The sequence below is a fragment of the Brachybacterium sp. genome, from assembly GCF_052095815.1.
Lineage (GTDB): Bacteria > Actinomycetota > Actinomycetes > Actinomycetales > Dermabacteraceae > Brachybacterium.
The window spans coordinates 17,496-41,574 of record NZ_JBQDLF010000023.1 but is presented as its reverse complement, the minus strand read 5'-3'; the positions used below and the strand labels follow the sequence as shown (position 1 = coordinate 41,574).

The following is a 24,079-nucleotide window of genomic DNA, read 5'->3' as shown; positions in this document are numbered from 1 at the left end:
CCGCCTACGGTGGCGCGGTGGCGCGGCGGTGGCCACAGTCGCGCCTAAAAGGTTGTGCGCAATTTAATTGTGTGCAATTCTTTCCGCATGGCGACGACGGATGAGATGGTCTGCTTCTCCCTCTACGCGGCCCAGCGGGCCACGACCCAGGCGTATCGGGCCCTGCTCGAGCCTTGGGGGCTGACCTACGGCCAGTACCTGGTGCTCGTGGTGCTGTGGAGCGATGAGGAGAAGACCGTCTCGGCGCTGGGGGAGACCCTCCAGCTCGACTCCGGGACGCTCTCGCCGATGCTGCGCCGCATGGAGGCCGCCGGTCTCGTGCAGCGCACGCGCGGCGAGGTGGATCAGCGGGTGGTGCGCGTCGTGCTCACGGCTCGCGGCGGCGAGCTGCGCGATGAGCTCGCCCACGTCCCGGCGTGCATCGCCGAAGGCACCGGGCTCGGCAGCATCGCCGCGGCGCGAGAGCTGATCGACACCCTGCAGGCGCTCACCCGGACGATGCACACCGTCGCCGCCACCGAGCCCCCGGCGTCCCCGCCGGAGGAACCACCCGGCCCCGGCCGGAATCGATGAAGGAGATCCCATGAAGGCCCTCTATACCGCAGAATCCCTGTCCACCGGCTCCGGCCGCGACGGTCACGTCCGCACTGTGGACGGTGCGGTGGATCTCGACATGGCCACGCCGAAGGAGATGGGCGGCACCGGCGCGGGCGCGAATCCCGAGCAGCTGTTCGCCGCCGGCTACGCCGCCTGCTTCCACTCCGCGCTGACCCTGGTCGCACGCCAGAACAAGGCCGATGTCACCGACTCGACCGTCGGCGCACGGGTGCAGATCGGGCCGGACGAGAACGGAGGCTTCCAGCTGGCCGTCGAGCTCGAGGTGGTCATCCCGAACCTCGCGCACGAGCAGGCGCAGGAGCTCGCGGACGCCGCCCACCAGGTATGCCCCTACTCGAACGCCACCCGCGGCAACATCCAGGTGACCGTCACCGTCTCGGACGACTGAAGCGCGCCCCGGCGGCCGTCATGAATTCTCCGTGACGGCCGCGCGTCGGCTCCACAGCAGTGCGGCGACCATGGTCCCCGCGAACCCTGCCAGGAGATCGGTGAGGGTGTCCGCCGGGGTGACGTGGACGGTGGGGTCCACCCAGCGGTGGCCGGCCAGCTCCATCAGCTCCCACACCACCGCCAGCAGCGCCCCGGTGGTGATCACCCTCGCCGCCGGCGGCCGCGAACGGTGCAGCACGCGCGCCACCAGCACGGCCAGCAGGCCGGTGAGTGCTGCGTGCACGGGCAGGTCCCACCACGGAAGCCTCTCGTACAGCAGCAGGAACGAGCTGATCGCCGCGACCAGGCACGCCAGCGAGGTCGCGATCTCCCAGCGGATCGGCAAGCCCGACCGCCACGCCACCACCTGCGCGAGCGCGACCAGCATCGACACCGCCACCTCCACCCAATGGCCGGTGAGGGCGAAGCCGAGGGCCAGTGCCAACCCCGACCACCGCACCGGCAGCAGCGCCACCGATCGGGCGACGCCCGCTGCGCGGCCGCTCATCTGCCGGGCCGCGCCGCGGTGACGGTGAGGGACCCGCGACACCGTGCCACCCAGCGCTCCCACGGCCGCTCTCGACGCCAGTTGCGACGGAGGGTGAGCGCGGCCCGGCGCCAGCGCAGCAGCTGGCCGCGGTCCAGGGCCAGTGCCCGCGAGGACATGGTGACGCCGACCTCGCGCGAGAACTGCACCCTCTGGCCCGGCCGCACCTGGAACGAGAGGTCCATGTCGTCGTGCACCTCCGCGCTGCGCGAGGCCCCCTCCCGCGCCTGCTCCCACCAGGACCGCGGCATCGACATCGTGGTGCCGAACGCCGGGAAGTGACCCAGCGCCGCCGCCGTCAGCAGCAGATATCCGCCGACGTAGACGGCAGAGACGAGCCCCGCCCACGGCCGAGGAAGGCGGAACAGGCCCGGCCCGGTGACGATCACCGTGCCGGGGGCCGCGGCGGTGTGCTCCCGCCGGTGCGCGGCGAGCCATCCCGGCGGGGGCCGACTGTCGGCATCGCAGCGGACGATCAGGTCACCGCGAGCGGCGTCGTACCCGAGCGCCGCCGCCCCGGCGATGCCCGGCACCGGGTGCGTCAGGACGGTGCAGCCCCCGGAGCGTGCCACGGCGGCGCTGTGGTCGCTCGATCCGTTGTCCACCACGATGATCTCCAGCGGCGGTTCCGTCTGCTGGGCGAGGGCGCTCAGCAGCCCGCGCAGCTCGCGCGCGTCGTCCCGCACGGGCACGACGACGGAACAGGTCGGTGTCATGGTCTCCACACCTGCAGACGTTATCCGCACCGAGGGATCAGCGCCGCCGCGCCCGGAGCAGGTGCCGCGTGGAGTGGGCGACGAAGGAGCCCTCGAGGCGGATGATCTCGTCCATCGCGAGCAGCTGCTCCCGGTAGCGGTCCACGTCGAAGCCCGGCACCCACCACACGCATTTCCGCAGGATCCACACCACGGCCCCCACATCGAAGAACTCCATCCGCAGGCGCGCGGTGCGCAGCACGGTGACCTCGAGTCCCGCGGCCTCCGCCGCGGCGGTCTCGTCCTCGGGGTGGCGGCCGCGGCGCTGAGCCTCGGTGGTGGGCCCGACGAAATGCTCGATCAGCGCGAAGGCGGAGCCCGGGCCGACATGCTGGGCCAGGTACTCGCCTCCCGGGGCGAGTACGCGGGCGATCTCCGGCCAGTCCGGGCGCACCGGGTGGCGGGAGGTGATCAGATCTGCGGTGCCATCGGGCAACGGGATCCGGGCGCCGGGCTCGGTCTCATGCACCTGCACCCCGCGCGGGCCCAGCAGTGCTAGGGCCTGCGCGGCATTCGGCGGCCAGGACTCGGTGACGTGCTGCTGAGCGGCGAGGCGCGGGCACTGCCCGAGCACCTCCCCGCCCCCTGTGTCGAGATCGATCGCGAGCTCGGCACCGGCCACCGCCTCGGCGAGCAGCCCGGCGTAGCCCCAGTCCGGACGCTCCTCCGCGGCGCGGCCGTCCAGCCAGCCGAAGCCCCAGCCGTCCACGTCTGCCGCGGTTGCCTCGGCGATCAGCTCGTCGACCGAACTCTGCCGGTCGGTTCGTGGCAGATGCGCAGTGAGCGTGGCACGGATCCGGTCCACGCTCTCGGCGAGCGGCACAGCGGCGGTATCGAGTACGACGTCGGCCGGGATCAGCGGCTTCTGCTGTGCCCATTCGGCATGTACGCGGCGCAGGAGACCCTCCTGCCGGGAGACCCCGCGGGTCGGGTCAGTCAAAGCCCTGGACAGTGCGGTCTCGACAGCACAGGTGAGAACCACCGTGAGCAGAGGCGTTCCCGCGGGAACGTTTCTGAGCACGAGATCGAACTCGCTGCGGCTGCTCACGGACTCGGCGATCACCAGGTCCAGGCCTGCGTCGAGCCACTGGGTGGTGACCGAGGCGAAGATGCGGTGGGCGTCGGCCCAGTCCGGGAGCGTCGGCCGCGCCATGTCCGCGATCTGGTCCAGCTCCACCAGCGCGAGCTGGTGCCCGTCGGCTCGCAGCGCCTTGGCGAGAGCCCGGGAGACGGCGCTCTTGCCCGCGGCGATCGGTCCGGCGATGAGGACGAGGAGCGTGCGGGACGGGGGTGTCGTCATCGGAGGCGGCCTTTCATCGGCGGGAGTGTGCCGCGAGCTTGCGGGGTGACCAGAGCAGGCGAGGCGCTGACAGTATGCCGCTCTGCTCCCGGGCCCTACGAGAGCGCCTGGTGAGCCGATGTCGATGCGACCGGCCCCGTGACAGGGCCGGCCGCATCGACCAGGGGGGGCGGTCAGTGCGCAGCTCGAGAGGTGGCGGCGGTCTCTCGGGATCGTGAACTCCTGCCCTCGAGAGCTCGCCTCCGAGCGCCCGTGGGCGCCGTGCACCGCACCGTCTCCGGGGCGGCTGCGAAGGCAGCTGCCGAGGCAGTTGCCCCGGATAGACTGCTGCCCCGGATAGACTGCGGGTTTCCATGCAGGCAGGACTGGGATGACGGAGGAAACAGTGCCCGACTGGGAATACGGGGTGGAGGCATGAGTGCCTTGACCGTGGTGCTGGTGGTCCTCGCGGCGGTGCTCGGCGTCGCCTGGGTCATCTCGATCTACATCACCAACGTCACCGCCAAGCCCGGAGGGATCCCTCCGTGGGTGATGTGGCTGGGGGCGGCCGCACTGGTGGTCGCCATCGTGGCGCTCGTGACCAGTCTGTGAGCCCGTCGGGGCCTGGATATGCTCGCCGCATGTCGCAGGCTCCTTTCGTTCCGATCATCCCGGCCGGCGGTGCCGGTACTCGGCTCTGGCCGCTCTCGCGCCGCGCTCGTCCCAAGTTCCTGCTCGACCTCACCGGCAGCGGGTCCTCGCTCCTGCAGCAGACCGTGCAGCGGCTCGTGCCGCTCGCCGACCGCTCGCCGATCGTGGTCACCGGCGCGGTTCATGTCTCTGCGGTGCAGGAGCAGGTGGGCATCCCCCGGGGGCGGCATGGCGTGCAAGGCGCGCGGCAGGGCGAGGCGCAGGACAAGGCGCAGAGCGGCGACCCGACGCACTCGGCACGGATCCTCGTCGAGCCGTCCCCACGCAACTCGATGCCGGCGATCGCGCTGGCTGCCGCGCTGGTGGAGCGCGAGGAGCCCGACGCGGTCATCGGGTCGTTCGCGGCGGATCATCTGATCACCGATCAGCAGGCCTTCTGCGAGGCGGTCACAGCGGCACGGCGTGCCGCCGAGCTCGGCTACCTGGTCACCCTCGGCATCCAGCCCACTCATGCGGCGACCGGTTTCGGATATATCGAGCAGGGCGGGGACGCCGGGCCCGTCGGCGGCACGGACGGTGGCGCCGCGGCCCTGCATGCGACCGGTGCTCGGCCGGTGTCCCGCTTCGTCGAGAAGCCCGACAGCGAGACCGCGGAGCAGTTCTTCACCGCGGGCACGTTCTTCTGGAATGCCGGCATGTTCGTGGTGCGCGCCCGGGTGCTGCTCGACGAGCTGGCCGCACAGATCCCTGGTCTCGCCGCCGGTGTGCGGGAGATCGCCGCAGTGCATGGCACGGCGGACTACGACCGGGTGCTCGCCGAGACCTGGCCGCGTCTGACCAGCATCGCGATCGATCATGCCCTCGCCGAGCCGCTCGCCGCCGCCGGCAAGGTGGCCGTGGTGCCCGCGACCTTCGGCTGGGATGACGTGGGTGACTTCGCGGCGCTCGCCCGGCAGCTGCGGGAGAACGGCCCCGGCTCAGGTGCTGCCACTGGCGGCGCGAGCGGTTCCACCTCGGCCGACGGCCGGGTCCCCGTGCTGGGCGCTCGTGCGGTCGGCGCTGCAGACTCCGACGTCCGGGTGCTGGGGAGCCAGGCCGTCGCCGCGCTGTCCTCCACCGCGACGGTCTACGGATCCACGGATCGCCTCATCGCGCTGGTCGGGGTGCAGGGGATCAGCATCGTCGACACCGAGGATGCCCTGCTCGTGATCGCCGACGACGACGCCCAGCGGCTCGCTGGACTGGTCGCCCAGCTGAGCGACCGCGGCCGCGACGACCTGCGCTGACGCGGGGCTGCCGCTGCGTCCGTGCTGCGTCGATGCTGCGTCGACGACGCGCTGATGCCGCAGCCACGGTCGTCTCTGACCTCTGATCTCCGACCCCAGCCGGCCCCGTCAGCCACCCAGTTCGAGCACCCGGATCGCGAGCTGTACCCGGTTGGTGACCTGCAGCTTGTGATAGAGCCTGCCGAGGTGGGTCTTCACCGTGGCGACCGACATGAACAGGCTCTCTCCGACCTCCTGATTGGCGAGCCCACGGGCGACCAGGCGCGCCACCTCCCACTCACGCTCGGTGATGCCCGCAGGAGCGGTAGCGGGAGCGGTCTCGGTGCCGTCGGCCGTTTCGACCTCCGCGGCGGCGGAACCGCCAGTGCCGGAGGCGGCGAGCCGCACCAGGCGCGTGAGCACCTCGGGGGAGAAGCGCGGACGGTCATCGGCGGCGTCGAGCACCGCCTGCACCACCTCTTCGGGTGGGGAGTCCTTGAGCAGGAACGACACCGCCCCGCCGCGCAGCGCTTCCAGCAGGAAGGTGTCGGTGTCGAAGGCGGTCAGCATCACCACTCGGGCGGCGCTGCCTTCGGTGCGGAGAATCTGCAGGGCCTCGAGGCCGGTCATGCGGGGCATGCGGATGTCCATCAGCACCACGTCGGGGGCCAGGGAGCGGATCTGCTCGAGGGCTGAGCCGCCGTCGGTCGCCTCTCCGATCACGTCGATGCCGTGGGCACCATCGATCATCAGTCGCAGGCCGGCGCGCATCAGCGCCTCATCATCGACCAGCAGCACCCGGACCCCGTTCTCCGGGCCACGGGCAGCCATGCCGTCCTGACTCTCTGCACTGTTCACCATGGCATCCATGCTTCCACCTCGAAGAGTTCGTCGTGTGCTCCGTAGCGTGCGTCTCCGCCCAGCAGGCGTGCTCTCTCCTGCACCCCGAGCAGTCCGTGACCGGTCGAGGCTGCCGCGGTGATCGGCGCGGAGGGCAGCGGGTTCCGTGCCTGCAGCACCACTCGCTGGTCCTCGCGCAGGAGGGTCACCTGCAGAGGAGCGCCCGGGGCATGCTTGGCGGCGTTCACGGTGACCTCGCCGAGGATCCGGGCCAGCGCCACCACCGTGCTGCGGTCGCGGGCCAGGAGATCCTCCGCGGTCAGGCCCTCCCAGTTCAGCTCGACCTCCTGCCCCTCCTCCCGGCAGCGGTCCACGATGCCCTCCAGGGTCGGGGCGGTGGCCAGCGGCTGATCACCCTCGGTGCTGCGCAGTCCGGTCAGCACTGTGCGCAGCTCCCGGTTCGCCTGCTGCGCGGCGTCCCTCACCGTGCCTGCGGAACGGCGCAGCGCCTCGGGCGAGAGGTCCTCGCGGTAGGTCATGGCGCCCGCGTGCATGGCGATCGTGGCGAGGTGGTGGGAGATGCTGTCGTGCATGTCGCGGGCCAGCGCCGCCCGTTCCTCCGCGCGCACCCGGGCGGTGTCAGCCTCTCGCTCCCGCACCAGGGCGGTGGCCTCGCGCTCGGCGGCGGCGCGCTCCCGCTGAGCGGTCTCCCGCTCCCGCTCCGCCGAGGCGGTCCGCTCCCGCAGCGAGGCCAGGAGCTCGTGGCGGGTGCCCACCACGTGGCCGATCAGCAGCGGGATCAGCGCGAGCACCACCATCACCCCCACCGCGGAGAGCACCACGGCGTCCGGCTGGTCTTCGCGGAGCCGGGCATCGAGGCTCAGCGCCGTCAGGGAAGTGCCCGCGACCAGCAGGATCGTCCCGACATCGAGCACGGTGCGGCGTCGCAGCCCGATCCGGTACAGGGCCAGCGCCGCCGCGGGCATCGACCACACGCTGAGCCCGACAGAAGCGGCCAGCAGCAGATGGGCCGCGCTGTGCAGCCGCCCCGGCCGCAGGAAACGCAGCGGCCCGATCGCCAGGGTCGCCACGATCCCCACCAGCGCATCGACGGCGTACAGCGCCACCAGGCCGCCGGGAGGCTGGTCGGAGAACTCCATCAGCAGTGACCCGAAGCTGATCAGGAACAGCAGCAGTCCCAGCGCCGTGCCGACGAGGCTCTGCACCACCGCGATCGCCCACTGGTGCGGGCTGCGCACCGAGGGTGCGGCCGAGGGGTGCAGGACGGGGAGGGTCATGGAGCCAGCGTAGAGAGCGGGAGGCGGCTGACGGATCGTCCGCGCGGCTGATGGTGTGGCCGGCAGGGTCGGTCGATCGGTCAGGGCGGCCCCGACGCGGGGCGGATGCGGAGCGGCCGACGGGACAGACAGGATCGAGGCATGAACGAGCACGCTCTGCTTCCCCCGTCCCCGCCGTCCTCCCCTCCTGCTGCTGCCAGCGAGCTCCGCAGCACCGCGGGGCCGTTGCCGGCGATGGACACTCGCGTCTCCCACGGCACTGCCCCTGCGAGCCTTCAGATCTCCCAGCGCGGCTCCGGTGCGATCTCGCAGCCCTACCATCGCGCCGCTCGTGCGATCCCGCACCGCCGCTACTGGTGGCGTCCCCTCGTGACGATCGTGGTGGCCTTCGCGGCCTATGTCGTGATGAACCTCCAGCTGCTGGTGCCGCTGGTGATCGCGAGCGTGATCTGGCCGAACCTGGCGCCCAGCGCCACCCTGATGGATCCCCTGAACCCCGTCGAGCAGCTGATGGGCCTGGGCATGCTCGCACTGCTGGTCCCGGCGGTGCTGGTGGGAACCCTCGCCGGGTACGGTCGCGCCGGGATCGCGCTCTCGGTGACAGGACGGTTCCGCTGGGGCCTGCTGGGCCGCGCCGCGCTCGTGGTGGTGCCGGTGTACGTGCTGCTGAACCTGGTGCTGAACCTGATCCTGGAGCGCGAGGCGATCGTGATGCCGCCGCTCGAGGCGGGCGTGATCATCGCCTGGCTGCTGGCGCTCCTGCTCTCCCCGCTGCAGAGCGCGGGGGAGGAGCTCGCGTTCCGGGCCCTGCCGATGCAGCTCCTCGGCACCTGGCTGCGATGGCCGCTGATCGGGATCCTGGTCCCGGTGCCGCTGTTCATGCTGGGCCACGGCTACAACTGGCTGGGCCAGATCGACATCGCCGTCTTCGCGATCGTGATGGGGCTGCTGGCCTGGAAGACCGGAGGGCTGGAGATCCCGATCCTGCTGCACGCCGCCAACAACTGGACCCTGTTCGCGATCGCGCCGCTGATCCCCGGATTCACCGAGCAGGGAGAGGTCCAGCTGCTCGGGTTCGTGCTGGCGATGGTGCCGATGCTGCTGCTCTCGGCCGGGATCTGGTGGTGGTACTCGCGGCGCGCCGGCCTGGGCCTGTGGGAGCCGCAGCGAGGCAGCGTGCAGACCCTCGCGGCGTAGAACGTCGTGACTCGGAGCGTCTCAGCTCAGACCCGCTCTCCCAGGGCCGCCATGACCTCGCGCCCGTGCTCGGTCTGAGGGAAGCGGTCCACGATCTCCTGCAACGTCGCGGCGTCGCCGCTGCTGCCGAAGGCCTCGCTGAACGGCTGCAGGCGCACCCCTTCGGCGAGGGGGCCGATCAGCAGTGGATCGAAGCCCAGCTCCTCCACCAGCGCGCCCACGGTCTCGGCCTGCGGGGAGGGGCCCGCGATCGCGATCGCGGCCCGGGGTGCGGCACGGCCGGCGAGGTCCTCGAGATCGTGATAGCCCATGTGGTTGAAAGCCTTCACCACGGTCGCGCCGGGCAGCAGACCCTGCACGAACTCGCTCGTCGAGGCGCCGGGATGCGAGAACTCCTCGAGGATCCCGTCGGTCTCCCACCAGTAGTTCATGGCGTCCACCACGAGCTTGCCCTGGAGGGCGTCGGCGGGGATCGAGGCGTGCTTCCCCAGTGGCAGCGCGAGGATCACCAGATCCGCGCGCTCGGCGGCTTCCCGGGTGGTCACGGCCTGGGCCCCGGGGGCGAGGACCTCGGTGATCAGCTCGATCTCGGCGGGATCACCGGAGCCCGAGATCAGCACCTCGTGTCCGGCGGCGAGGGCCAGGCGGGCCAGCACGGTGCCGACCTTGCCAGCGCCGAGGATGCCAAGGGTGCGGGGGAGGGAGGAGTTCATGCCCCCAGCAACGCGCCGGGCGGGCGCGACCTTCCCGGACGTGACCGGACTCGCGCTCGCCCGCCGGGCCTGCCTGAGCTCACCCTGCATGGGCCCACCCTGCATGAGCTCGCGCAGCCCCGGGTGGCCGGCAGTGCGGGCGCTTCAGCTCTGCGAGGCAGGGACGTCGATCTGCCAGAGAACGCCGAAGCGGTCCTTGACCTGCCCGTAGTGGTCGCCCCAGGGAGCCTGCTCGAACGGGAGCTCGATGCTGGCGCCGGTGGAGGTGAGCTTCTCGATCAGGGCTCGGGCATCTGCCACGGAGCTCGGCATGACCATCAGGGAGTAGGCGGAGCCGTCCAGCGGCTGAGGGCTCTCGCCGATGTCGTCGCCACCGGCGAGCGTGACCAGACCTCCCTGCAGCTGAGCATGGGCGATGGACTCCGCCGGAGGGGTGAACGGCATGCCCTCCATGGGGTTGTCGCCGTACGTCATGACGTCGAGGGTTCCCCCGAAGACCTCCTGGTAGTACGACATGGCCTCGGCGGCATTGCCGGGAAACGAGATGTACGGCGTGGAACTGGGCACGGTTCCTCCTCAGGTGCGGGGTCGCGCTGCGATCCCTCGTGCGGGTCATCGTGCCACCGGCGGCCGACGGACGGAACAGCGTCGGAGGTAATGCTTCTGCCGGGCTGAGGAGCGGGCGGCTCCCCGGCACCGCTGCGGGACGGACGAGGTGCGCGGAACACGGTGCTCGTGGTGACGCTCACTGCACCCTCAGCCAGGGAGTTCTAGAGTGGACGGGTCATGTGCCGACTCTTCGCTCTTCATTCCGACCACCCCGTCACCGCCGATCTGTGGCTGCTCGATGCGCCCTACTCCCTGCTGAACCAGTCGCGCTTCAACGCCGACGGCACCGGCCTGGGATGGATCGATGAGGAGGGACAGCCCCGGATCCGCAAGCGCCCCGTCGCGGCGTACGCATCGGAAGCGTTCACGGGCTTCGCGACCACGCTCCGCTCCCGCGCGATGCTCGCCCATCTGCGTCTCTCCTCCGGCACCGGGCATTGCGACGAGAACACGCACCCGTTCCTGCAGGACGGCATCATCTCCGCCCACAACGGGGTCCTGGAGATCACCGAGGAGATGCGGCAGCGGGTCGCCGCGCTCGGCGCCGCTCACCACGTCCAGGGCTCGACCGACAGCGAGTGGATGGCCGCACTGATCACCGGTGAGGTGGCCGCCCACGGCGGTGACCTGCGCACCGGGGTGACCGCCGCGCTGTGCTGGATCGCCGGTCATGTCCCCGTCTACTCCGTGAACGTCCTGGTGATGAAGGGGGAGGAGCTCATCGCCGTGCGTCTGCCCGCGACCAACGAGCTGTGGATCCTCGATCGCCCTGCTGTCGTGGACACGCGGGATGACGCCCTCGAGCAGTCCTCGGACTCGCTCACCGTGCGCGCCCGCAGTGAGGACCCACGCGGGGCACGCTCCGTCGTCATCGCGAGCGAACCCCTGGACGACGATCCCGCCTGGCGACTCCTCGACTCCGGCGAGCTGGTGCACCTCACGGCCGACGGGCGGGTCCGCAGCGACCGTCCCTTCGGTCCGCTCGCCCACGCGCTCAGCATCGAGGATCTCGGCCTGTCGGCCGCAGCCTCCCAGGCCCATGCCGCGCAGGCCCGCGCCCACGATGCCCGCCGCCGGCACCTCACTGAGAACACTGCCAGCACCGCCAACATCGCCAGCACCGCCAACACCGCCCACCCCGCCGGCACTGCCGGCACTGCCAGCACCGCCCACCCCGCCGGCGCCGATCCCGCGCGCCCTCACGAGAGTGCAGAGAACGCCGCATGAATCACCTCGGGACCGAGCGTCCCATCCCTTATCACCGGCTCGCGACGCTGCGACCGGAATGGTCTGCGCGGGCACGGCCACTGTTGACCGTGGTCGCGGCCTTCATCGCCTATGTGGTGCTGGCCTCCGTGGTGCTCGTGCTCATGATCCTGGTGCTCGCCGTCGCGCCCGGCGTGAACGTCGCCATCGGTGTGACCAGCGGTGATCCGACCAGTCCGCTGGATGCGGTGCTCGCGCTGCTGATGGGCGCCCTGTGGCTCCCCGCCGGGATCGTGGGAGTGCGCGTCGGCGGCTGGCGGCCTCTGGGCCCGGCCTGGTCCGTCGCTGCCCGGTTCCGTCGTGACCTGCTGAGCCCGCTCGGCGCATGGGTGGCGGCCGGGGCGCTGGCGACGGTCGCGATCGCCGCGGTGGCCGGTCATCTCGCCAGCTCCGGAGAGTCGGCGGGTGCTCCGGGCGGCGGAGTCTCGGTGCTCCAGCTGCTGCTGGTGGTGGTGATCGTGCTGGTCCTGGCCCCGCTCCAGGCCGTGGGCCTCGAACTGGCGCTGCGCGGCATGATCCTCCAGGCCGTCGGCACCTGGCTGCGCAGCCCCGTGGTGCCCTTCGTGGTCGTCGCCGGGATCTCTCTGATCGGCCGTCAGCTCACACCCGCCGTGGTGATCCCGGCCCTCGCCCTGGCGCTCGCCGCCGCGGTGCTCGCCTGGAAGAGCGGCGGCCTCGAGCTGTCGATCATCCTCACCCTCACGCTCACCGTGGGCTCGCTGATCGTCTCCGCGCTCGCCGCCGGCACCGGTGCGGGTGCCGGTGCCTCGGCGCTCAGCGCCGCGGTGGCCGCCCCCGGCACCTCGGCCGCGGCGCTCGCCGATCACGGGGCGGCTGCCGGTTATGACGAGCTGGCCAGTGCAGGATCATTCGCCGGCCTCGATGACGCGGCCCTCGCCGGGGGAGCGGCCTCCGCGGTCGCGGCCCTGCTGCTCACAGCATTGATCGTCGTGATGATCAGCCGACGCGAGGGGCTGCGCCTGCTCGAGCCCGTCGGCCGGGCTGCGGATGCACCGGCTCCGGGGCCCGTGCTGATCTGACCTGTCACACCTGCGGCGCTGCCCCAAGACTGACGGGGACTGACGGGCCTGCCCTTCCTCAGCTGCGGATCGCGTCGATGACCTTGATCCGGGTGGCGATCAGCGCGGGGAGGGCGCCGGCGAGGACACCCACCAGGGTCGCCGCACCGAGGCCCACCACCACCGCCTCCACGGGGAAGGGAGGCAGCTCCACCAGCCCGATACCACTGAAGAAGGTGGAGACGAACGGGGCCTTCACCAGGGCGATCGCGCCGGTCACCCCCACCGCGCCGGCGAGCACCGTGGCGACCACCGACTCCATCAGCACGCCCACGAAGATCCGGCCGCCGGTGGCGCCGTAGGAGCGTCGGATCCCGATCTCCCGCACCCGGAAGCGCACCGTGACCAGGGAGATGTTCACCAGGCCCAGGGCGCCGAGCACCAGGATCACCAGCGCCACGCCGATGACCGCATAGGCGAGAAACTGGAAGCCCAGATCCTCGGCGGACATCGAGCTCGGATGGACCTCGAAGGATCCCACCGCGGTGTTCCGCAGCGAGGCGCCCAGGCGCTCGCGGATCTCGTCGGCCTGCTCCGGCGGCACCCACAGGATGTAGTCGGAGACCACCGGGGCTTCGGTCCGGCCGGGCAGCGCGCTCATGCTGCCGGCGGCGACGTACGCCTGCAGTCCCCAGTCCGTCTCCTCGGCCGCGGGGAGCACGCCGACCACGATCGCCTGGTCGGAGTCGGTCGCTCCCGTGGGTCCGTAGATCGTGACCGGCTCGGTCCCCAGGTCCGGGCGTCCCAGTTGCTCGTACATCGGCGCGTTGACCACCAGTGCAGGGGCCAGGCGGCGGGCGTCGGAGTCCGCGAGCCAGCGGCCGTCGGCGACCGTGGTGCGGTAGATGTTCCCGTAGGCGGGGTCCACCCCGGTCAGCTGCGCCGACTTCACGCCATGCGGGGTCTGCACGCGCAGCGAGTCGTTGATGCGGCGGGTGCGCTGGTCGATGCCGAGCCGTTCGATCTGCTCGAGCACCACCGCATCCTGCTCCTCGGGGGTGACCTCGGCCGCGGAGCCTGCCGGGTAGATCGTCAGGGTCGTATCGCGTCCCGCCCACGTCTCGGTGGACTGGGTGAGGGCGCTGGTGAGCATGCCGCCGCCGCCCATCACCGCGGTCAGGGCGAACACGGAGAACGCCACCCCGATCAGGGACAGCAGGATGCGGCCCTTGTTCACGCGCAGCTCGCCGTAGGCCTCGACGATCGAGGCGATCAGGCCGGTCATGCCACCGCCTCCCGTCCGGCGCGGATTCCCACGGTCGCCGACAGCGCCCCGCGAGCGTCGGCCCCGCCGACGTCGTGCAGAGTGCCCTCGTTCAGCAGGAACGAGCGCCGGGACATCGCGGCGACCTGCAAGTCGTGGGTGATGGTGACCAGTGCGGCGTCGGAGTCGCGCGCGATCTCGTCCAGCAGCGCCATCACCGCCTCGCCGGTGGTGACGTCGAGAGCTCCGGTGGGCTCATCGGCCAGGATCAGCCGGGGCCCCCGCACCAGGGCACGGGCCACGGCCACTCGCTGCTGCTCGCCGCCGGAGAGACGGGAGGGTTGCTGCTGCGCACGGTCGGCCAGGCCCACCCGGTCGAGCATCTCCAGGGCGAGCTTCTCCCGCCGCCAGAACTGGCCAGCGGTGCCGTACATCAGCGGCATCATCACGTTCTCGAGCGCGGTGCGCTTGTCCAACAGGTTGAACTGCTGGAAGACGAAGCCGATCGAGGCGCCGCGCATGCGGGCGCGCCTGCGTTCCCCGAGCCGGGAGACGTCCACCCCGTCGAACAGCAGCTCGCCGCCGCTCTGGTGGTCGATCAGGCCCAGCAGGTTCAGCAGAGTGGTCTTGCCGGAACCGGAGCGGCCGACGATCGCCACATGGTCCCCGGCCTCGACCGTGAGGTCGATGCCGCGCAGGATGTGCAGCTCCTCCCGGCTGGGCAGGCGCACGGAGCGGCGCAGATCGCGCAGCTCGAGCAGAGGCGCGCTCACCACATCTCCACGTTCATCGAGTCGTCGGCGCCGTCGATGCCGGGCGCGAACTCGAGGATCTCCTGGCCCTGTTCGAGGCCCTCGGTGACCTCGACGGAGCCATCGCCGCGCATCCCCAGGACCACGTCGATCGGGGTGGGCTCACCGGTGGCCTCGTCCAGTGCGTAGACGGTGCCGGCGGTGCCCTCGCCCTCCACGGCGGTGGTGGGGACGGTGAGCACGCCGGTGCGGGTGCCGAGGTCCACGGTCACCTCGACGCTCAGACCCGGGACCACCCGAGCCTCAGCAGGGACCGGGCATACCAGCTGTGCGGCGGAGACCCCAGCATCGCCCCCGGAGATCACCTCGCCGGTGAAGGGATCGACCTCGGGCGCGGGCGGAGCGTCGGGCTCCTCGATCTCGGAGTCCTCGGTGATGGCGGGCGCGGTGCAGGCCACCGGATCCGGAGTGTTGGGCAGCTCGGCAGTCGCATTCAGCTCCACGTCCAGCAGGGACAGCTGCTGCTCGGGGGTGAGGTCGGCGACGATCGAGTAGGTACCGGGCGAGATGGTCGCGACGGTGTCGCCCTTGGCCAGGGCATCCCACTCGGCGACCTCCATCCCGCTGAGCACACCGGAGGTGGTCGCCACCAGGTTCACGTAGCGGTGCTCGGCCGCGGCGGGCTGCGGCGCGGGCTGCGGGGCGGCGAGCTCCCCGTCCTCCTCACCGTCTTCCCCGACCGGCAGCGCGGGGAGGTCGACGATCTCCGGCTCGACCTCGTATCGCACCTGCAGGATGCGCTGCCCCTTCTCGACGGCGTCGCCGTTCTTCAGCCAGATCTTGTTGATCTCACCATCGGTGGTGGCCTTCAGGGCGCTGCCCGCATCGGGCTGGACCATCGCCGGGAGCACGAGCTCGGAGGAGAGGTCTGCGGTCTCCACGCTGACCACGGCGTACTGATCGAAATCGGCACCAGGGACGAGCGGATCCTCGCCCGCGGCATCGGCACCGGAGGGGAAGAAGGCCATCTTCACCAGAGCCAGGGCGATCAGACCGAGGATCAGCATCCAGATCACGGGGAAGACATAGCGGCGCAGGGCGTCCATGGGCGCCTTTCGTTCAGGTCGACGGCGGTGCCGACGGGGGAAGGGACTGCGGTGCTGCGAGCAGCGCGAGGAGGTGCTCGGCACCTGCAGTGCGCTCATTCTACCTGCTGCAGAACACCCTGACCACCGACTTTGGTGGAGATCCGGGGAAGATCCGGGATCCCGGAGTACGGGGCGGGCGGTACTGTCGACCCATGAACGCCGCCGCTGCCGCCAGCCCTGCCGTCACCTCCACTCCGCCTGCCCCTGCCACTCCGATTGCCACTGCCAGTCCTGCCGTCCCCGATCAGCTGCTGCTGCTCCCGCTGCGACAGCGGATCCTCGAACAGGATCTCGGCGTGCGCGCGCTGCACCTGCACCGCGTCGGCCACGCGGAGATCAGCCACCGCTTCGCCGGGGACACTGCCGAGAACATCTACTCGGTGTCCAAGACGGTGACCGCGCTCGCCGTGGGCATCGCCGCCGCGGAAGGGCTGCTGGACCCCGAGGACCTGCTGGTCGACCATCTCCCCGCGCCGAGCGGCGGGTACGGCAGCGGCATCGAGCAGGTGCGGCTGCGCCACCTGCTGACCATGACCTCCGGCTCCCCGGTGCTCGGCTTCCTCGACGAGCAGCGCGATCACGCCGACCTCTCCTCCCTGTTCCTCAGCACCGACCTGGTCGCCGAGCCAGGCCAGCGGTGGGAGTACTCCAACGGCTCGATCCTGCTGCTCTCGCGGGTGCTCAGCGAGCGCACCGGGCAGAGCCTGCGCGACTGGCTGATGCCGCGGCTGTTCGAACCGCTCGAGATCCTCAACCCCCAGTGGCACACCACCCGCGACGGCTACAGCTGGGGTGCGAGCGGGCTGCACCTCAAGAGCGGGCAGCTGGCGCGGATCGGGAGGCTCCTGCTCCAGCGCGGGGAGCACGACGGGGCGCAGCTGGTCCCAGCCGCCTGGATCGACGCGATGCACGCCGAGCAGAACTGGGTGGACACCGGGGACGCCGAGCCCGAGAGCGTTCACTACGGCTACGGCATCTGGCGGTGCACGCCCGACGGTGCCTGGCGGGCCGACGGCGCGATGGGCCAGCTGCTCATCGTGCTTCCTGAACAGGACGCCGTCCTGACCGTCACCTCGCGGCTCGAGGGCCGAAGCGCCGCCGAGATCCTCCGCGCCGTCTGGCAGGAGCTGCTGCCGCTGCTGTGAACTGCAGCAACGGTGTGCGCATTCGGTGAGACGCGCAGGATCAGCCCAGTTCCCGGTTCCGCCCCCAGGTAGCGTTGCCCCATGGATTGGACAGCGCTCCTGAACCTCGGCCTGGTCTTCGCCTTCGTGCTCGTCGGCGGCCTGTTCGCCGGCACCGAGATGGCGATCGTCAACCTCCGCGAATCGCAGATCAAGCAGCTCGAGGAGAGCGGCCCCGGCGGTGAGCGCACCGCAGAGATGGTGCGGGACCCCAACCTCTTCCTCTCCGCCGTGCAGATCGGCGTGACCGTCGCCGGGTTCTTCTCCTCCGCCTATGGCGCCTCCACCATTGCCCCCTCGCTGGTCCCGATGCTCACCGAGCTGGGGCTCGCCGAGTCGAGCGCCGGCACGGTCGCGCTGATCGGGATGACCCTGGTCATCGCCTACCTCTCGCTCGTGTTCGGCGAGCTGGTGCCCAAGCGGCTGGCGATGCAGAACGCGATGGCGATGACCAAGATCGTCGGCCCCCCGCTGAGTGTCTTCGGGAAGCTCATGCGCCCGGTGATCTGGCTGCTGTCCACCTCCACCAACATCGTGGTGCGCCTGCTGGGCGGGGATCCTCACGCCAATCGGGAGTCGGTCTCCGCGGAGGAGATCAAGTCGATGGTGCGCAGCTCGGAGGCGCTGGACCAGGCGGAGTCGCGGGTCCTGGCCGATGTTTTCGACGCGTCCGAGCGCACGGTGGTCGAGGTCATGCAGCCCCGCCACCAGGTGCGCTTCCTCGACGGTGAGCGGTCGGTCGTGCAGGTCCGTGAGGAGATCCGGGAGACCGGCTTCTCCCGCTACCCCGTCACCGGGGAGGACGTCGATGACGTGCTCGGCTTCGTCCATGTGCGCGACATGCTGCTGGTCGAGGAGCCGGGCGAGACGCTGCTGTCGGAGCTGGTGCGTCCCATCGAGCACATCCCCGGCACCGTCCAGGTGCTCGAGGCGCTGAACCGGATGCGCGCCCACGCCGACCAGATCGCGGTGGTGGTGGACGAGTACGGCGGCACCGACGGCATCGTGACCCTCGAGGACCTGCTCGAGGAGCTGGTGGGCGAGATCTACGACGAGTTCGACCGTGAGAGCTGGCCCGTCCCCGGCGGTCTGGACCGGATCCTCGCGGCCGACGGCACCTTCGAGGGTGGGCTGATCCTGCAGGAGTTCGAATCCGCCACCGACATCGCCCTGCCCGACACCGGCGGCTACGAGACGGTCGGCGGCTTCGTGATGGCCCAGCTGGGCCGGATCCCCGTGGCGGGCGACAGCGTGGAGGTCGAGGGAGGGCTGCTCGAGGTGGTCGAGGTCGACGAGCGCCGGGTGCAGACGGTGCGGTTCAGCCCCGCCGAGGAACCGGCCGCCGAGAGTTCGCTCGAGGAGCCGGTCGGCGACTGAGCTCTTCGCGCCGGTCGGCGACTGAGGCCTCCGACCATATGGTGCGGCTGGCATACTTCCGGACCATGCACTCGAACTACGGCACCGGCGATGACCTGACGGTGTACTTCAACCGAGAGAGCGCGGCGGCACGCGCCGAGAAGATGCGGCGCATGCAGCCGCTGCTCATCGGCACCAGCCTTCTCGTCGGTGCGGTCATCGTCGCCGTCGCCCTGTTCGTCATGGAGCCCCGCAGCCTGCTGCTGGCGATCATCGGCGGCGCCTACGGCCTTGCGAGCGCTGTCGTGATGCCTCGGATTCTGAGTGGCCTGGCCAAGAAGTCCGCAGACATCCCCATTGCGCCGGACACCTCCCTGCTGGTGCTGACGCCGCACGGCGTGCGCCGCACCACCGGGGACGGCCCGCCTCTCGAGATCCCCTACGCGGAGACGGAGCTGAGGCGACAGACCGGGGAGGGGAACGACCGGCTGCGGGTGAGCCTGCCCGGTGAGAATCTCAGCCTGGACCCGGCGCTGCTGCACCCCTCCCTCACAGAGATCCTCAGGGCCTACGAGCAGTTCAGCGGCGACGCCGAGCGCTGAGCCGAGCGCGTCCAGGCCTGCACCCGAGCTCCTGCCGGTGCGAGGGTAGGGTGGTGGGGTCGGGCACTGCGCCCCGGACGGTGCCCATCCGGACTCATCACCCTTGGAGGCACCACCATGGCCCGCAGCACTTTCGCCCAGCTCCTCGTCACCCAGCTCCGTGGCCTCGGCGTCGAACGCATCTACGGGGTGGTCGGGGACTCCCTGAACCCTGTGGTGGACGCCGTGCGCACCACCGACGGCATCGAGTGGGTGCACGTGCGCAATGAGGAGGCCGGAGCCTTCGCCGCCGGCGCCGAGGCCCGCCTGACCGGGAAGCTCGCCGTATGCGCCGGGTCCTGCGGCCCGGGCAACACCCACATGATCCAGGGCCTCTACGACGCCCACCGCGACGGCGCTCCCGTGCTCGCGATCGCCTCCCACATCCCCTCGGGCAAGATCGGCACCGGCTTCTTCCAGGAGACGCATCCCGAGATCCTGTTCCAGGAGTGCTCCCACTACTGCGAGATGGTCAACTCCGGCGAGCACGGCGCGAGGCTGCTCCACATCGCCGTGCAGACCGCGATCGCCAAGAGCGGCGTCTCCGTGCTGGTGGTCCCCGGCGATGTCGCCGACCAGGAGGTGGACGGCCCGCTCACCAAGGACCTCGCCACGGACCTCGGCCGGGTCCAGCCCGCCGCAGCCCCCGTCGGCCGCCTCGCCGAGCTGATCGACGCCGCCAGCACCGTCACCCTCTTCACCGGGGCCGGGGTGCGCGACGCCCGTGAGGAGGTGCTCGCGCTCGCCGAGCAGGTCAAGGCCCCGATCGGCCACGCCTTCGGCGGGAAGGAGTTCATGCAGTACGACAACCCGTATGACGTGGGCATGAGCGGGCTGCTCGGCTACGGCGCCTGCTACGACGCCATGCATGAGGCGGATCTGGTGATCCTGCTGGGCACCGACTTCCCCTACCCGGAGTTCCTCCCCGGAGCCGACGGGAAGCAGCCGCCCACGATCGTCCAGATCGATGCGGAGGCGTCGCGGCTGGGCAGGCGCGTGCCGCTGGACCTCGCCGTCCACGGCGACGTGGCCCTCACCCTGCAGGCCGTGCTGCCGCTGCTGACCGGGACCAAGAGCTCCCGCTTCCTGCGCCGCATGCTCAAGGCCCACCACAAGGCGCTCACCGGGGTGGTCGCCGCGTACACGAAGAACGTCGAGAAGATGACGCCCATCCACCCGGAGTTCCTCGCGGCGACCCTCGACACGCTCGCCGAGGAGGACGCAGTGTTCACCGTGGACACCGGCATGTGCAACGTCTGGGGCGCCCGCTACATCACCCCCAACGGGAAGCGTCGCCTGTTCGGCTCCTGGCACCACGGCTCGATGGCCAACGCGCTCCCGCAAGCGATCGGCGCCTCGATGGCATTCCCGCAGCGCCAGGTGATCTCCATGAGCGGGGATGGCGGTCTGGGCATGCTGATGGGTGAGCTGCTCACCGTGAAGCTCCATCAGCTGAACACCAAGATCGTCGTCTTCAACAACTCCAGCCTCGGCATGGTCAAGCTCGAGATGCTGGTGGAGGGCCTGCCGGACTACGGCACCGACCACGAGGACGTCGACTACGCGACGATCGCCAAAGGAGTGGGCATCGGCGCGGTACGCATCACCGACCCGAAGACGCTGAAGAAGCAGCTCGCCGAGGCGCTCGCGACGCCCGGCCCGGTGCTGATCGATGTGGTGACCGACCCGGACGCCCTCTCGATGCCCCCGAAGATCACCGCGCAGCAGATCCGCGGATTCGCGGCGGCGTCGACGAAGATCGTCCTCGGCGGCGGTGTGGGCCGGATGATCGACATGGCGGCGACGAACCTGCGCAATATGCCGCGGTGACACTGCCTGCGGCGCCGACCCTTCCACCGGGGAACGCTGACATACTGGCCACATGCGCGGAATCATCCTCGCCGGGGGCACCGGCTCGCGGCTGCACCCGTTGACCATCGGTGTCTCGAAGCAGCTGATGCCGGTCTATGACAAGCCGATGATCTACTACCCGCTGAGCACGCTGATGCTCGCCGGGATCCGCGACATCCTGATCATCACCACCCCGGAGGACCAGTCTGCTTTCCAGCGAGTGCTGGGCGATGGGGACCGCTTCGGCGTGAACCTGCAGTACACGGTCCAGCCCTCCCCGGACGGGCTCGCACAGGCCTTCACCCTGGGCGAGGAGTTCCTCGAAGGCGGCAAGGCCGCGCTCGTGCTGGGCGACAACCTGTTCTACGGGCACGGGATGGGCGCGCAGCTGGGCCGCTTCAGCGACCTGGAGGGCGCAGCCATGTTCGGCTACTGGGTGACGGACCCCGCCGCCTACGGCGTGGTCGAGATGGGGGAGGACGGCCGCGCGCTCTCGCTGGTGGAGAAGCCCGCGCAGCCACGATCGAACCTCGCCGTGCCGGGCCTGTACTTCTACGACGAGACGGTGGTCGAGCGGGCCAAGGCCCTGCAGCCCTCGCCGCGAGGCGAACTGGAGATCACCGACCTGAACCGCACCTATCTGGAGGACGGCAGTCTGCAGGTCGAGGTGCTCACCCGGGGCACGGCCTGGCTGGACACCGGCACCTTCGACGACCTCGCGGCGGCCGGCGATTTCATCCGCACTGTGCAGCAGCGGCAGGGCCTGACCATCGGCGCTCCCGAGGAGGTGGCCTGGCGCATGGGTTACCTCGATGATGAGCAGCTGCGAGAGCGCGCTGAACCGCTGGTGAAGTCCGGATATGGCCGCTACCTGCTCGACGTGCTTGCCCGCGAGCGCGCCCACCACCCCGTGCGTTTCTGACCCGCGGGTCCTGTTCTGGAGGTACGTCCATGTCGCGTCATCTGCTCGTCACCGGTGGGGCTGGGTTCATCGGCTCCGCGTTCGTCCGCCACGTCATCGCGCACACCGAGGACACGGTGACGGTGCTCGACAAGCTCACCTATGCCGGTCATCGCTCGTCACTCGCGGATCTGCCGGAGGCTCGGGTGCGCCTGGTGGTGGGGGACGTGGCGGATGCGGCGACGGTGGACCCGCTGGTCGCGCAGGCCGACGCCGTGGTGCACTACGCAGCCGAGTCCCACAACGACAACTCCCTCTCGGACCCCTCGCCGTTCCTGCAGACGAACCTCATCGGGACCTTCATGCTGCTGGAGGCGGTGCGCCGGCACGGGGCGCGGTTCCATCACATCTCGACCGACGAGGTGTACGGCGATCTCGCCCTCGATACGCCCGAGCGGTTCACCGAGACCACCCCGTACAACCCCTCCAGCCCCTACTCCGCCACGAAGGCGGGCAGTGACCTGCTGGTGCGGGCGTGGGTGCGGTCTTTCGGGGTGCAGGCGACGCTCTCGAACTGCTCGAACAACTACGGCCCGCGCCAGCACGTGGAGAAGTTCATCCCGCGCCAGATCACGAACCTGATCGACGGGATCCGCCCCCGCCTGTATGGGGAGGGACTGAACGTGCGCGACTGGATCCACGCCGAGGACCACTCCAGCGCGGTGCTGCGGATCCTCGAGGCGGGGGAGATCGGCCGCACCTATCTCATCGGGGCCGACGGGGAGAAGAGCAACAAGCAGGTCGTCGAACTGATCCTGCGCTTGATGGGCCGGGACGCTGACGACTACGACCACGTCACCGACCGCCCCGGCCACGACCTGCGCTACGCGATCGACGCGACCGCCCTGCGGGAGGAGCTGGGCTGGTCCCCGCAGTTCGAGGACTTCGAGGCGGGCCTGGCCGCAACCATCGACTGGTACCGCGACAACGAAGACTGGTGGCGCCCGCAGAAGACCGCCACCGAGGCGAAGTATCAGGTCACCGGACAGTGACCGCGCGATCGCCCCGTCGAACCACCGCGCTCGAGAGGACCTCATGACCGAGCTCGCCGTCCGCTCCACCCCGATCCCGGGACTGCTGGTGATCGACCTGCCCGTGCACGGCGACGCCCGGGGCTGGTTCAAGGAGAACTGGCAGCGGCAGAAGATGCTCGCGGCCGGACTTCCCGATTTCGGGCCGGTGCAGAACAACATCTCCTTCAACCAGGCCGTGGGCGTGACCCGAGGGATCCACGCCGAGCCGTGGGACAAGTACATCTCGGTCGCGACCGGCCGCGTGTTCGGTGCCTGGGTGGATCTGCGCGAGGGGCTCAGCTTCGGTGCGACCTACTGGCACGAGATCACCCCCGACGTGGCGATCTTCGTGCCCCGCGGTGTGGGCAACGCCTTCCAGACTCTAGAGGCGCCCGCCGCCTACACCTACCTGGTCAATGACCACTGGACTGCGGCGGCGCAGTCGCAGTACACCTTCCTGCACCTGGCCGATGAGACCGCCGCGATCCCCTGGCCGATCCCGCTGCCGCAAGCGGAGCTCTCCGCCAAGGACCAGCACCACCCGCGCCTGGCCGATGTGGTGCCCGTCCCGCCGCGCCGCACCCTGGTGACCGGCGGGAACGGCCAGCTGGGCCGAGCCCTCGCCGCGCTCTGGGCCGGGCGGGCCGACGTCGACATCGTGGACCGCACCCGCCTGGACCTCGTCGATCCCTCGAGCCTCGATGCCTTCGACTTCTCGCCCTACGGCGTGATCATCAACGCCGCCGCGTTCACTGCGGTCGACGCTGCCGAGACCGTCGAGGGCCGGCGCGAGGCCTGGGCCGTGAACGTCACCGCTGTTGCGCGCCTGGTCGAGGCTGCCCGTACCCACCGCGCCACGCTCGTGCACGTCTCGAGCGATTACGTCTTCGACGGCACCGCCGAGCGGCACCACGAGGATGAGCCGCCGAGTCCGCTGGGTGTCTACGGGCAGACCAAAGCTGCCGGCGATCAGCTGGCCGGCTCACTGCCCGAGCACTACATCGTGCGCACCAGCTGGGTGATCGGTGAGGGCAGCAACTTCGTGGCCACGATGGCGAGCCTTGCCGAGCGCGGCATCGACCCGGCCGTGGTCGATGACCAGATCGGCCGGCTCACCTTCACGACCGATCTCGCCGCTGCGATCGATCACCTGCTCACCGCTCGCCCCGCTGCGGGGACCTATAACGTCACCTGCGAGGGCGAGCCCGTCAGCTGGGCCCGCATCGCCGCAGAGGTTTACACGCTCACCGGCCACGATCCCGCGCGGGTGCGGCCCGTGACCACGGCCGAGTACTACACCGGCAAGACCGGTATCGCGCCGCGCCCGGCGCAGTCGACGCTGGACCTTTCGAAGATCCGCGAGGCGGGTTGCGTTCCCAGGGACCAGTTCGCGGCGCTGGGAGAGCACCTCAAGCGCTGACGA

General features: G+C 70.5%; 24 protein-coding genes. 14 read left to right on the top strand and 10 right to left on the bottom strand.

Features of this window, described 5'->3' with window-relative positions:
- Nucleotides 1-87: 87 nt before the first annotated feature.
- Complete coding sequence (locus ACTH43_RS10520; protein WP_441444853.1) at nt 88-573, top strand: MarR family winged helix-turn-helix transcriptional regulator; 486 nt, start codon at nt 88-90, stop codon at nt 571-573.
- A 10-nt stretch (nt 574-583) separates the two neighbouring features.
- Nucleotides 584-1,006 (top strand): organic hydroperoxide resistance protein, encoded by a 423-nt coding sequence (locus tag ACTH43_RS10515; protein WP_441444852.1) that lies wholly within the window; start codon nt 584-586, stop codon nt 1,004-1,006.
- Between the two features lie 18 nt (nt 1,007-1,024).
- Here ACTH43_RS10515 and ACTH43_RS10510 read toward each other — a convergent pair whose 3' ends face one another.
- Genes ACTH43_RS10510 through ACTH43_RS10500 form a run of 3 tightly spaced genes read right to left on the bottom strand, consistent with a single transcriptional unit; the run spans nt 1,025 to nt 3,649 of the window.
- On the bottom strand, nt 1,025-1,555 hold the full coding sequence (locus ACTH43_RS10510; RefSeq protein ID WP_441444851.1) for a hypothetical protein: 531 nt from the start codon (nt 1,553-1,555) through the stop codon (nt 1,025-1,027).
- Nucleotides 1,552-2,310, bottom strand: a complete 759-nt coding sequence (locus ACTH43_RS10505) for a glycosyltransferase family 2 protein (RefSeq protein ID WP_441444850.1) — start codon at nt 2,308-2,310, stop codon at nt 1,552-1,554. The genes ACTH43_RS10510 and ACTH43_RS10505 overlap by 4 nt, the downstream gene beginning before the upstream one ends.
- 37 nt (nt 2,311-2,347) lie before the next feature.
- Nucleotides 2,348-3,649, bottom strand: coding sequence for a hypothetical protein (locus ACTH43_RS10500; protein ID WP_441444849.1), 1,302 nt, complete (start codon nt 3,647-3,649; stop codon nt 2,348-2,350).
- Between the two features lie 414 nt (nt 3,650-4,063).
- Between ACTH43_RS10500 and ACTH43_RS10495 the strand changes: the two genes are divergently transcribed.
- Both ACTH43_RS10495 and ACTH43_RS10490 read left to right on the top strand, forming a co-directional pair.
- Nucleotides 4,064-4,240 carry a hypothetical protein gene (locus ACTH43_RS10495; RefSeq protein WP_441444848.1) on the top strand — a complete coding sequence of 59 codons (177 nt, stop codon included), beginning with the start codon at nt 4,064-4,066 and terminating at the stop codon, nt 4,238-4,240.
- Nucleotides 4,241-4,269: 29 nt separating this feature from the next.
- Nucleotides 4,270-5,565, top strand: a complete 1,296-nt coding sequence (locus ACTH43_RS10490) for a mannose-1-phosphate guanylyltransferase (RefSeq protein ID WP_441444847.1) — start codon at nt 4,270-4,272, stop codon at nt 5,563-5,565.
- Nucleotides 5,566-5,673: 108 nt separating this feature from the next.
- Here the strand turns inward: ACTH43_RS10490 and ACTH43_RS10485 are convergent, their stop codons facing one another.
- Together ACTH43_RS10485 and ACTH43_RS10480 are read right to left on the bottom strand one after the other, a co-directional pair.
- On the bottom strand, nt 5,674-6,405 hold the full coding sequence (locus ACTH43_RS10485; protein WP_441444846.1) for a response regulator transcription factor: 732 nt from the start codon (nt 6,403-6,405) through the stop codon (nt 5,674-5,676).
- Nucleotides 6,399-7,682, bottom strand: coding sequence for a sensor histidine kinase (locus ACTH43_RS10480; RefSeq protein ID WP_441444845.1), 1,284 nt, complete (start codon nt 7,680-7,682; stop codon nt 6,399-6,401). The genes ACTH43_RS10485 and ACTH43_RS10480 overlap by 7 nt, the downstream gene beginning before the upstream one ends.
- 141 nt (nt 7,683-7,823) lie before the next feature.
- Here ACTH43_RS10480 and ACTH43_RS10475 point away from each other — a divergent pair, with 141 nt between their 5' ends.
- Nucleotides 7,824-8,879 carry a CPBP family intramembrane glutamic endopeptidase gene (locus tag ACTH43_RS10475; protein ID WP_441444844.1) on the top strand — a complete coding sequence of 352 codons (1,056 nt, stop codon included), beginning with the start codon at nt 7,824-7,826 and terminating at the stop codon, nt 8,877-8,879.
- 26 nt (nt 8,880-8,905) lie between these two features.
- Here the strand turns inward: ACTH43_RS10475 and ACTH43_RS10470 are convergent, their stop codons facing one another.
- Nucleotides 8,906-9,592: an NADPH-dependent F420 reductase gene (locus ACTH43_RS10470; RefSeq protein WP_441444843.1), complete on the bottom strand. Its 687-nt coding sequence runs from the start codon at nt 9,590-9,592 to the stop codon at nt 8,906-8,908.
- Nucleotides 9,593-9,736: 144 nt separating this feature from the next.
- Nucleotides 9,737-10,159, bottom strand: a complete 423-nt coding sequence (locus tag ACTH43_RS10465) for a VOC family protein (RefSeq protein WP_441444842.1) — start codon at nt 10,157-10,159, stop codon at nt 9,737-9,739.
- A 219-nt stretch (nt 10,160-10,378) separates the two neighbouring features.
- On the opposite strand from ACTH43_RS10465, the gene ACTH43_RS10460 reads away from it, so the two are divergent.
- Nucleotides 10,379-11,428: a class II glutamine amidotransferase gene (locus ACTH43_RS10460; protein ID WP_441444841.1), complete on the top strand. Its 1,050-nt coding sequence runs from the start codon at nt 10,379-10,381 to the stop codon at nt 11,426-11,428.
- Complete coding sequence (locus tag ACTH43_RS10455; protein WP_441444840.1) at nt 11,425-12,507, top strand: CAAX protease; 1,083 nt, start codon at nt 11,425-11,427, stop codon at nt 12,505-12,507. The genes ACTH43_RS10460 and ACTH43_RS10455 overlap by 4 nt, the downstream gene beginning before the upstream one ends.
- A 58-nt stretch (nt 12,508-12,565) precedes the next feature.
- Here the strand turns inward: ACTH43_RS10455 and ACTH43_RS10450 are convergent, their stop codons facing one another.
- Genes ACTH43_RS10450 through ACTH43_RS10440 form a run of 3 tightly spaced genes read right to left on the bottom strand, consistent with a single transcriptional unit; the run spans nt 12,566 to nt 15,608 of the window.
- Nucleotides 12,566-13,771 carry an ABC transporter permease gene (locus tag ACTH43_RS10450; protein WP_441444839.1) on the bottom strand — a complete coding sequence of 402 codons (1,206 nt, stop codon included), beginning with the start codon at nt 13,769-13,771 and terminating at the stop codon, nt 12,566-12,568.
- Nucleotides 13,768-14,523 (bottom strand): ABC transporter ATP-binding protein, encoded by a 756-nt coding sequence (locus ACTH43_RS10445; RefSeq protein ID WP_441444838.1) that lies wholly within the window; start codon nt 14,521-14,523, stop codon nt 13,768-13,770. Before ACTH43_RS10445 ends, ACTH43_RS10450 begins: the two co-directional genes overlap by 4 nt.
- The gene (locus tag ACTH43_RS10440) at nt 14,520-15,608 is read right to left on the bottom strand and encodes a hypothetical protein (protein WP_441444837.1); all 1,089 of its coding nucleotides are present in this window, start codon (nt 15,606-15,608) and stop codon (nt 14,520-14,522) included. Before ACTH43_RS10440 ends, ACTH43_RS10445 begins: the two co-directional genes overlap by 4 nt.
- A 194-nt stretch (nt 15,609-15,802) precedes the next feature.
- Here ACTH43_RS10440 and ACTH43_RS10435 point away from each other — a divergent pair, with 194 nt between their 5' ends.
- From ACTH43_RS10435 to ACTH43_RS10405, 7 genes are all read left to right on the top strand, one after another.
- Nucleotides 15,803-16,795, top strand: coding sequence for a serine hydrolase domain-containing protein (locus ACTH43_RS10435; protein ID WP_441444836.1), 993 nt, complete (start codon nt 15,803-15,805; stop codon nt 16,793-16,795).
- An 81-nt stretch (nt 16,796-16,876) separates the two neighbouring features.
- Nucleotides 16,877-18,211 (top strand): hemolysin family protein, encoded by a 1,335-nt coding sequence (locus ACTH43_RS10430; RefSeq protein WP_441444835.1) that lies wholly within the window; start codon nt 16,877-16,879, stop codon nt 18,209-18,211.
- Between the two features lie 65 nt (nt 18,212-18,276).
- Nucleotides 18,277-18,792, top strand: coding sequence for a hypothetical protein (locus ACTH43_RS10425; protein ID WP_441444834.1), 516 nt, complete (start codon nt 18,277-18,279; stop codon nt 18,790-18,792).
- Nucleotides 18,793-18,909: 117 nt separating this feature from the next.
- Nucleotides 18,910-20,661, top strand: coding sequence for a pyruvate dehydrogenase (locus ACTH43_RS10420; protein WP_441444833.1), 1,752 nt, complete (start codon nt 18,910-18,912; stop codon nt 20,659-20,661).
- Nucleotides 20,662-20,713: 52 nt separating this feature from the next.
- Complete coding sequence (gene rfbA / locus ACTH43_RS10415) at nt 20,714-21,604, top strand: glucose-1-phosphate thymidylyltransferase RfbA (RefSeq protein ID WP_441444832.1); 891 nt, start codon at nt 20,714-20,716, stop codon at nt 21,602-21,604.
- 29 nt (nt 21,605-21,633) lie between these two features.
- Nucleotides 21,634-22,635 (top strand): dTDP-glucose 4,6-dehydratase, encoded by a 1,002-nt coding sequence (gene rfbB, locus ACTH43_RS10410; protein WP_441444831.1) that lies wholly within the window; start codon nt 21,634-21,636, stop codon nt 22,633-22,635.
- A 43-nt stretch (nt 22,636-22,678) separates the two neighbouring features.
- A complete protein-coding gene (locus ACTH43_RS10405; RefSeq protein ID WP_441444830.1) occupies nt 22,679-24,076 on the top strand; it encodes a sugar nucleotide-binding protein in 1,398 nt (465 codons plus the stop codon).
- Nucleotides 24,077-24,079 lie beyond the last annotated feature (3 nt).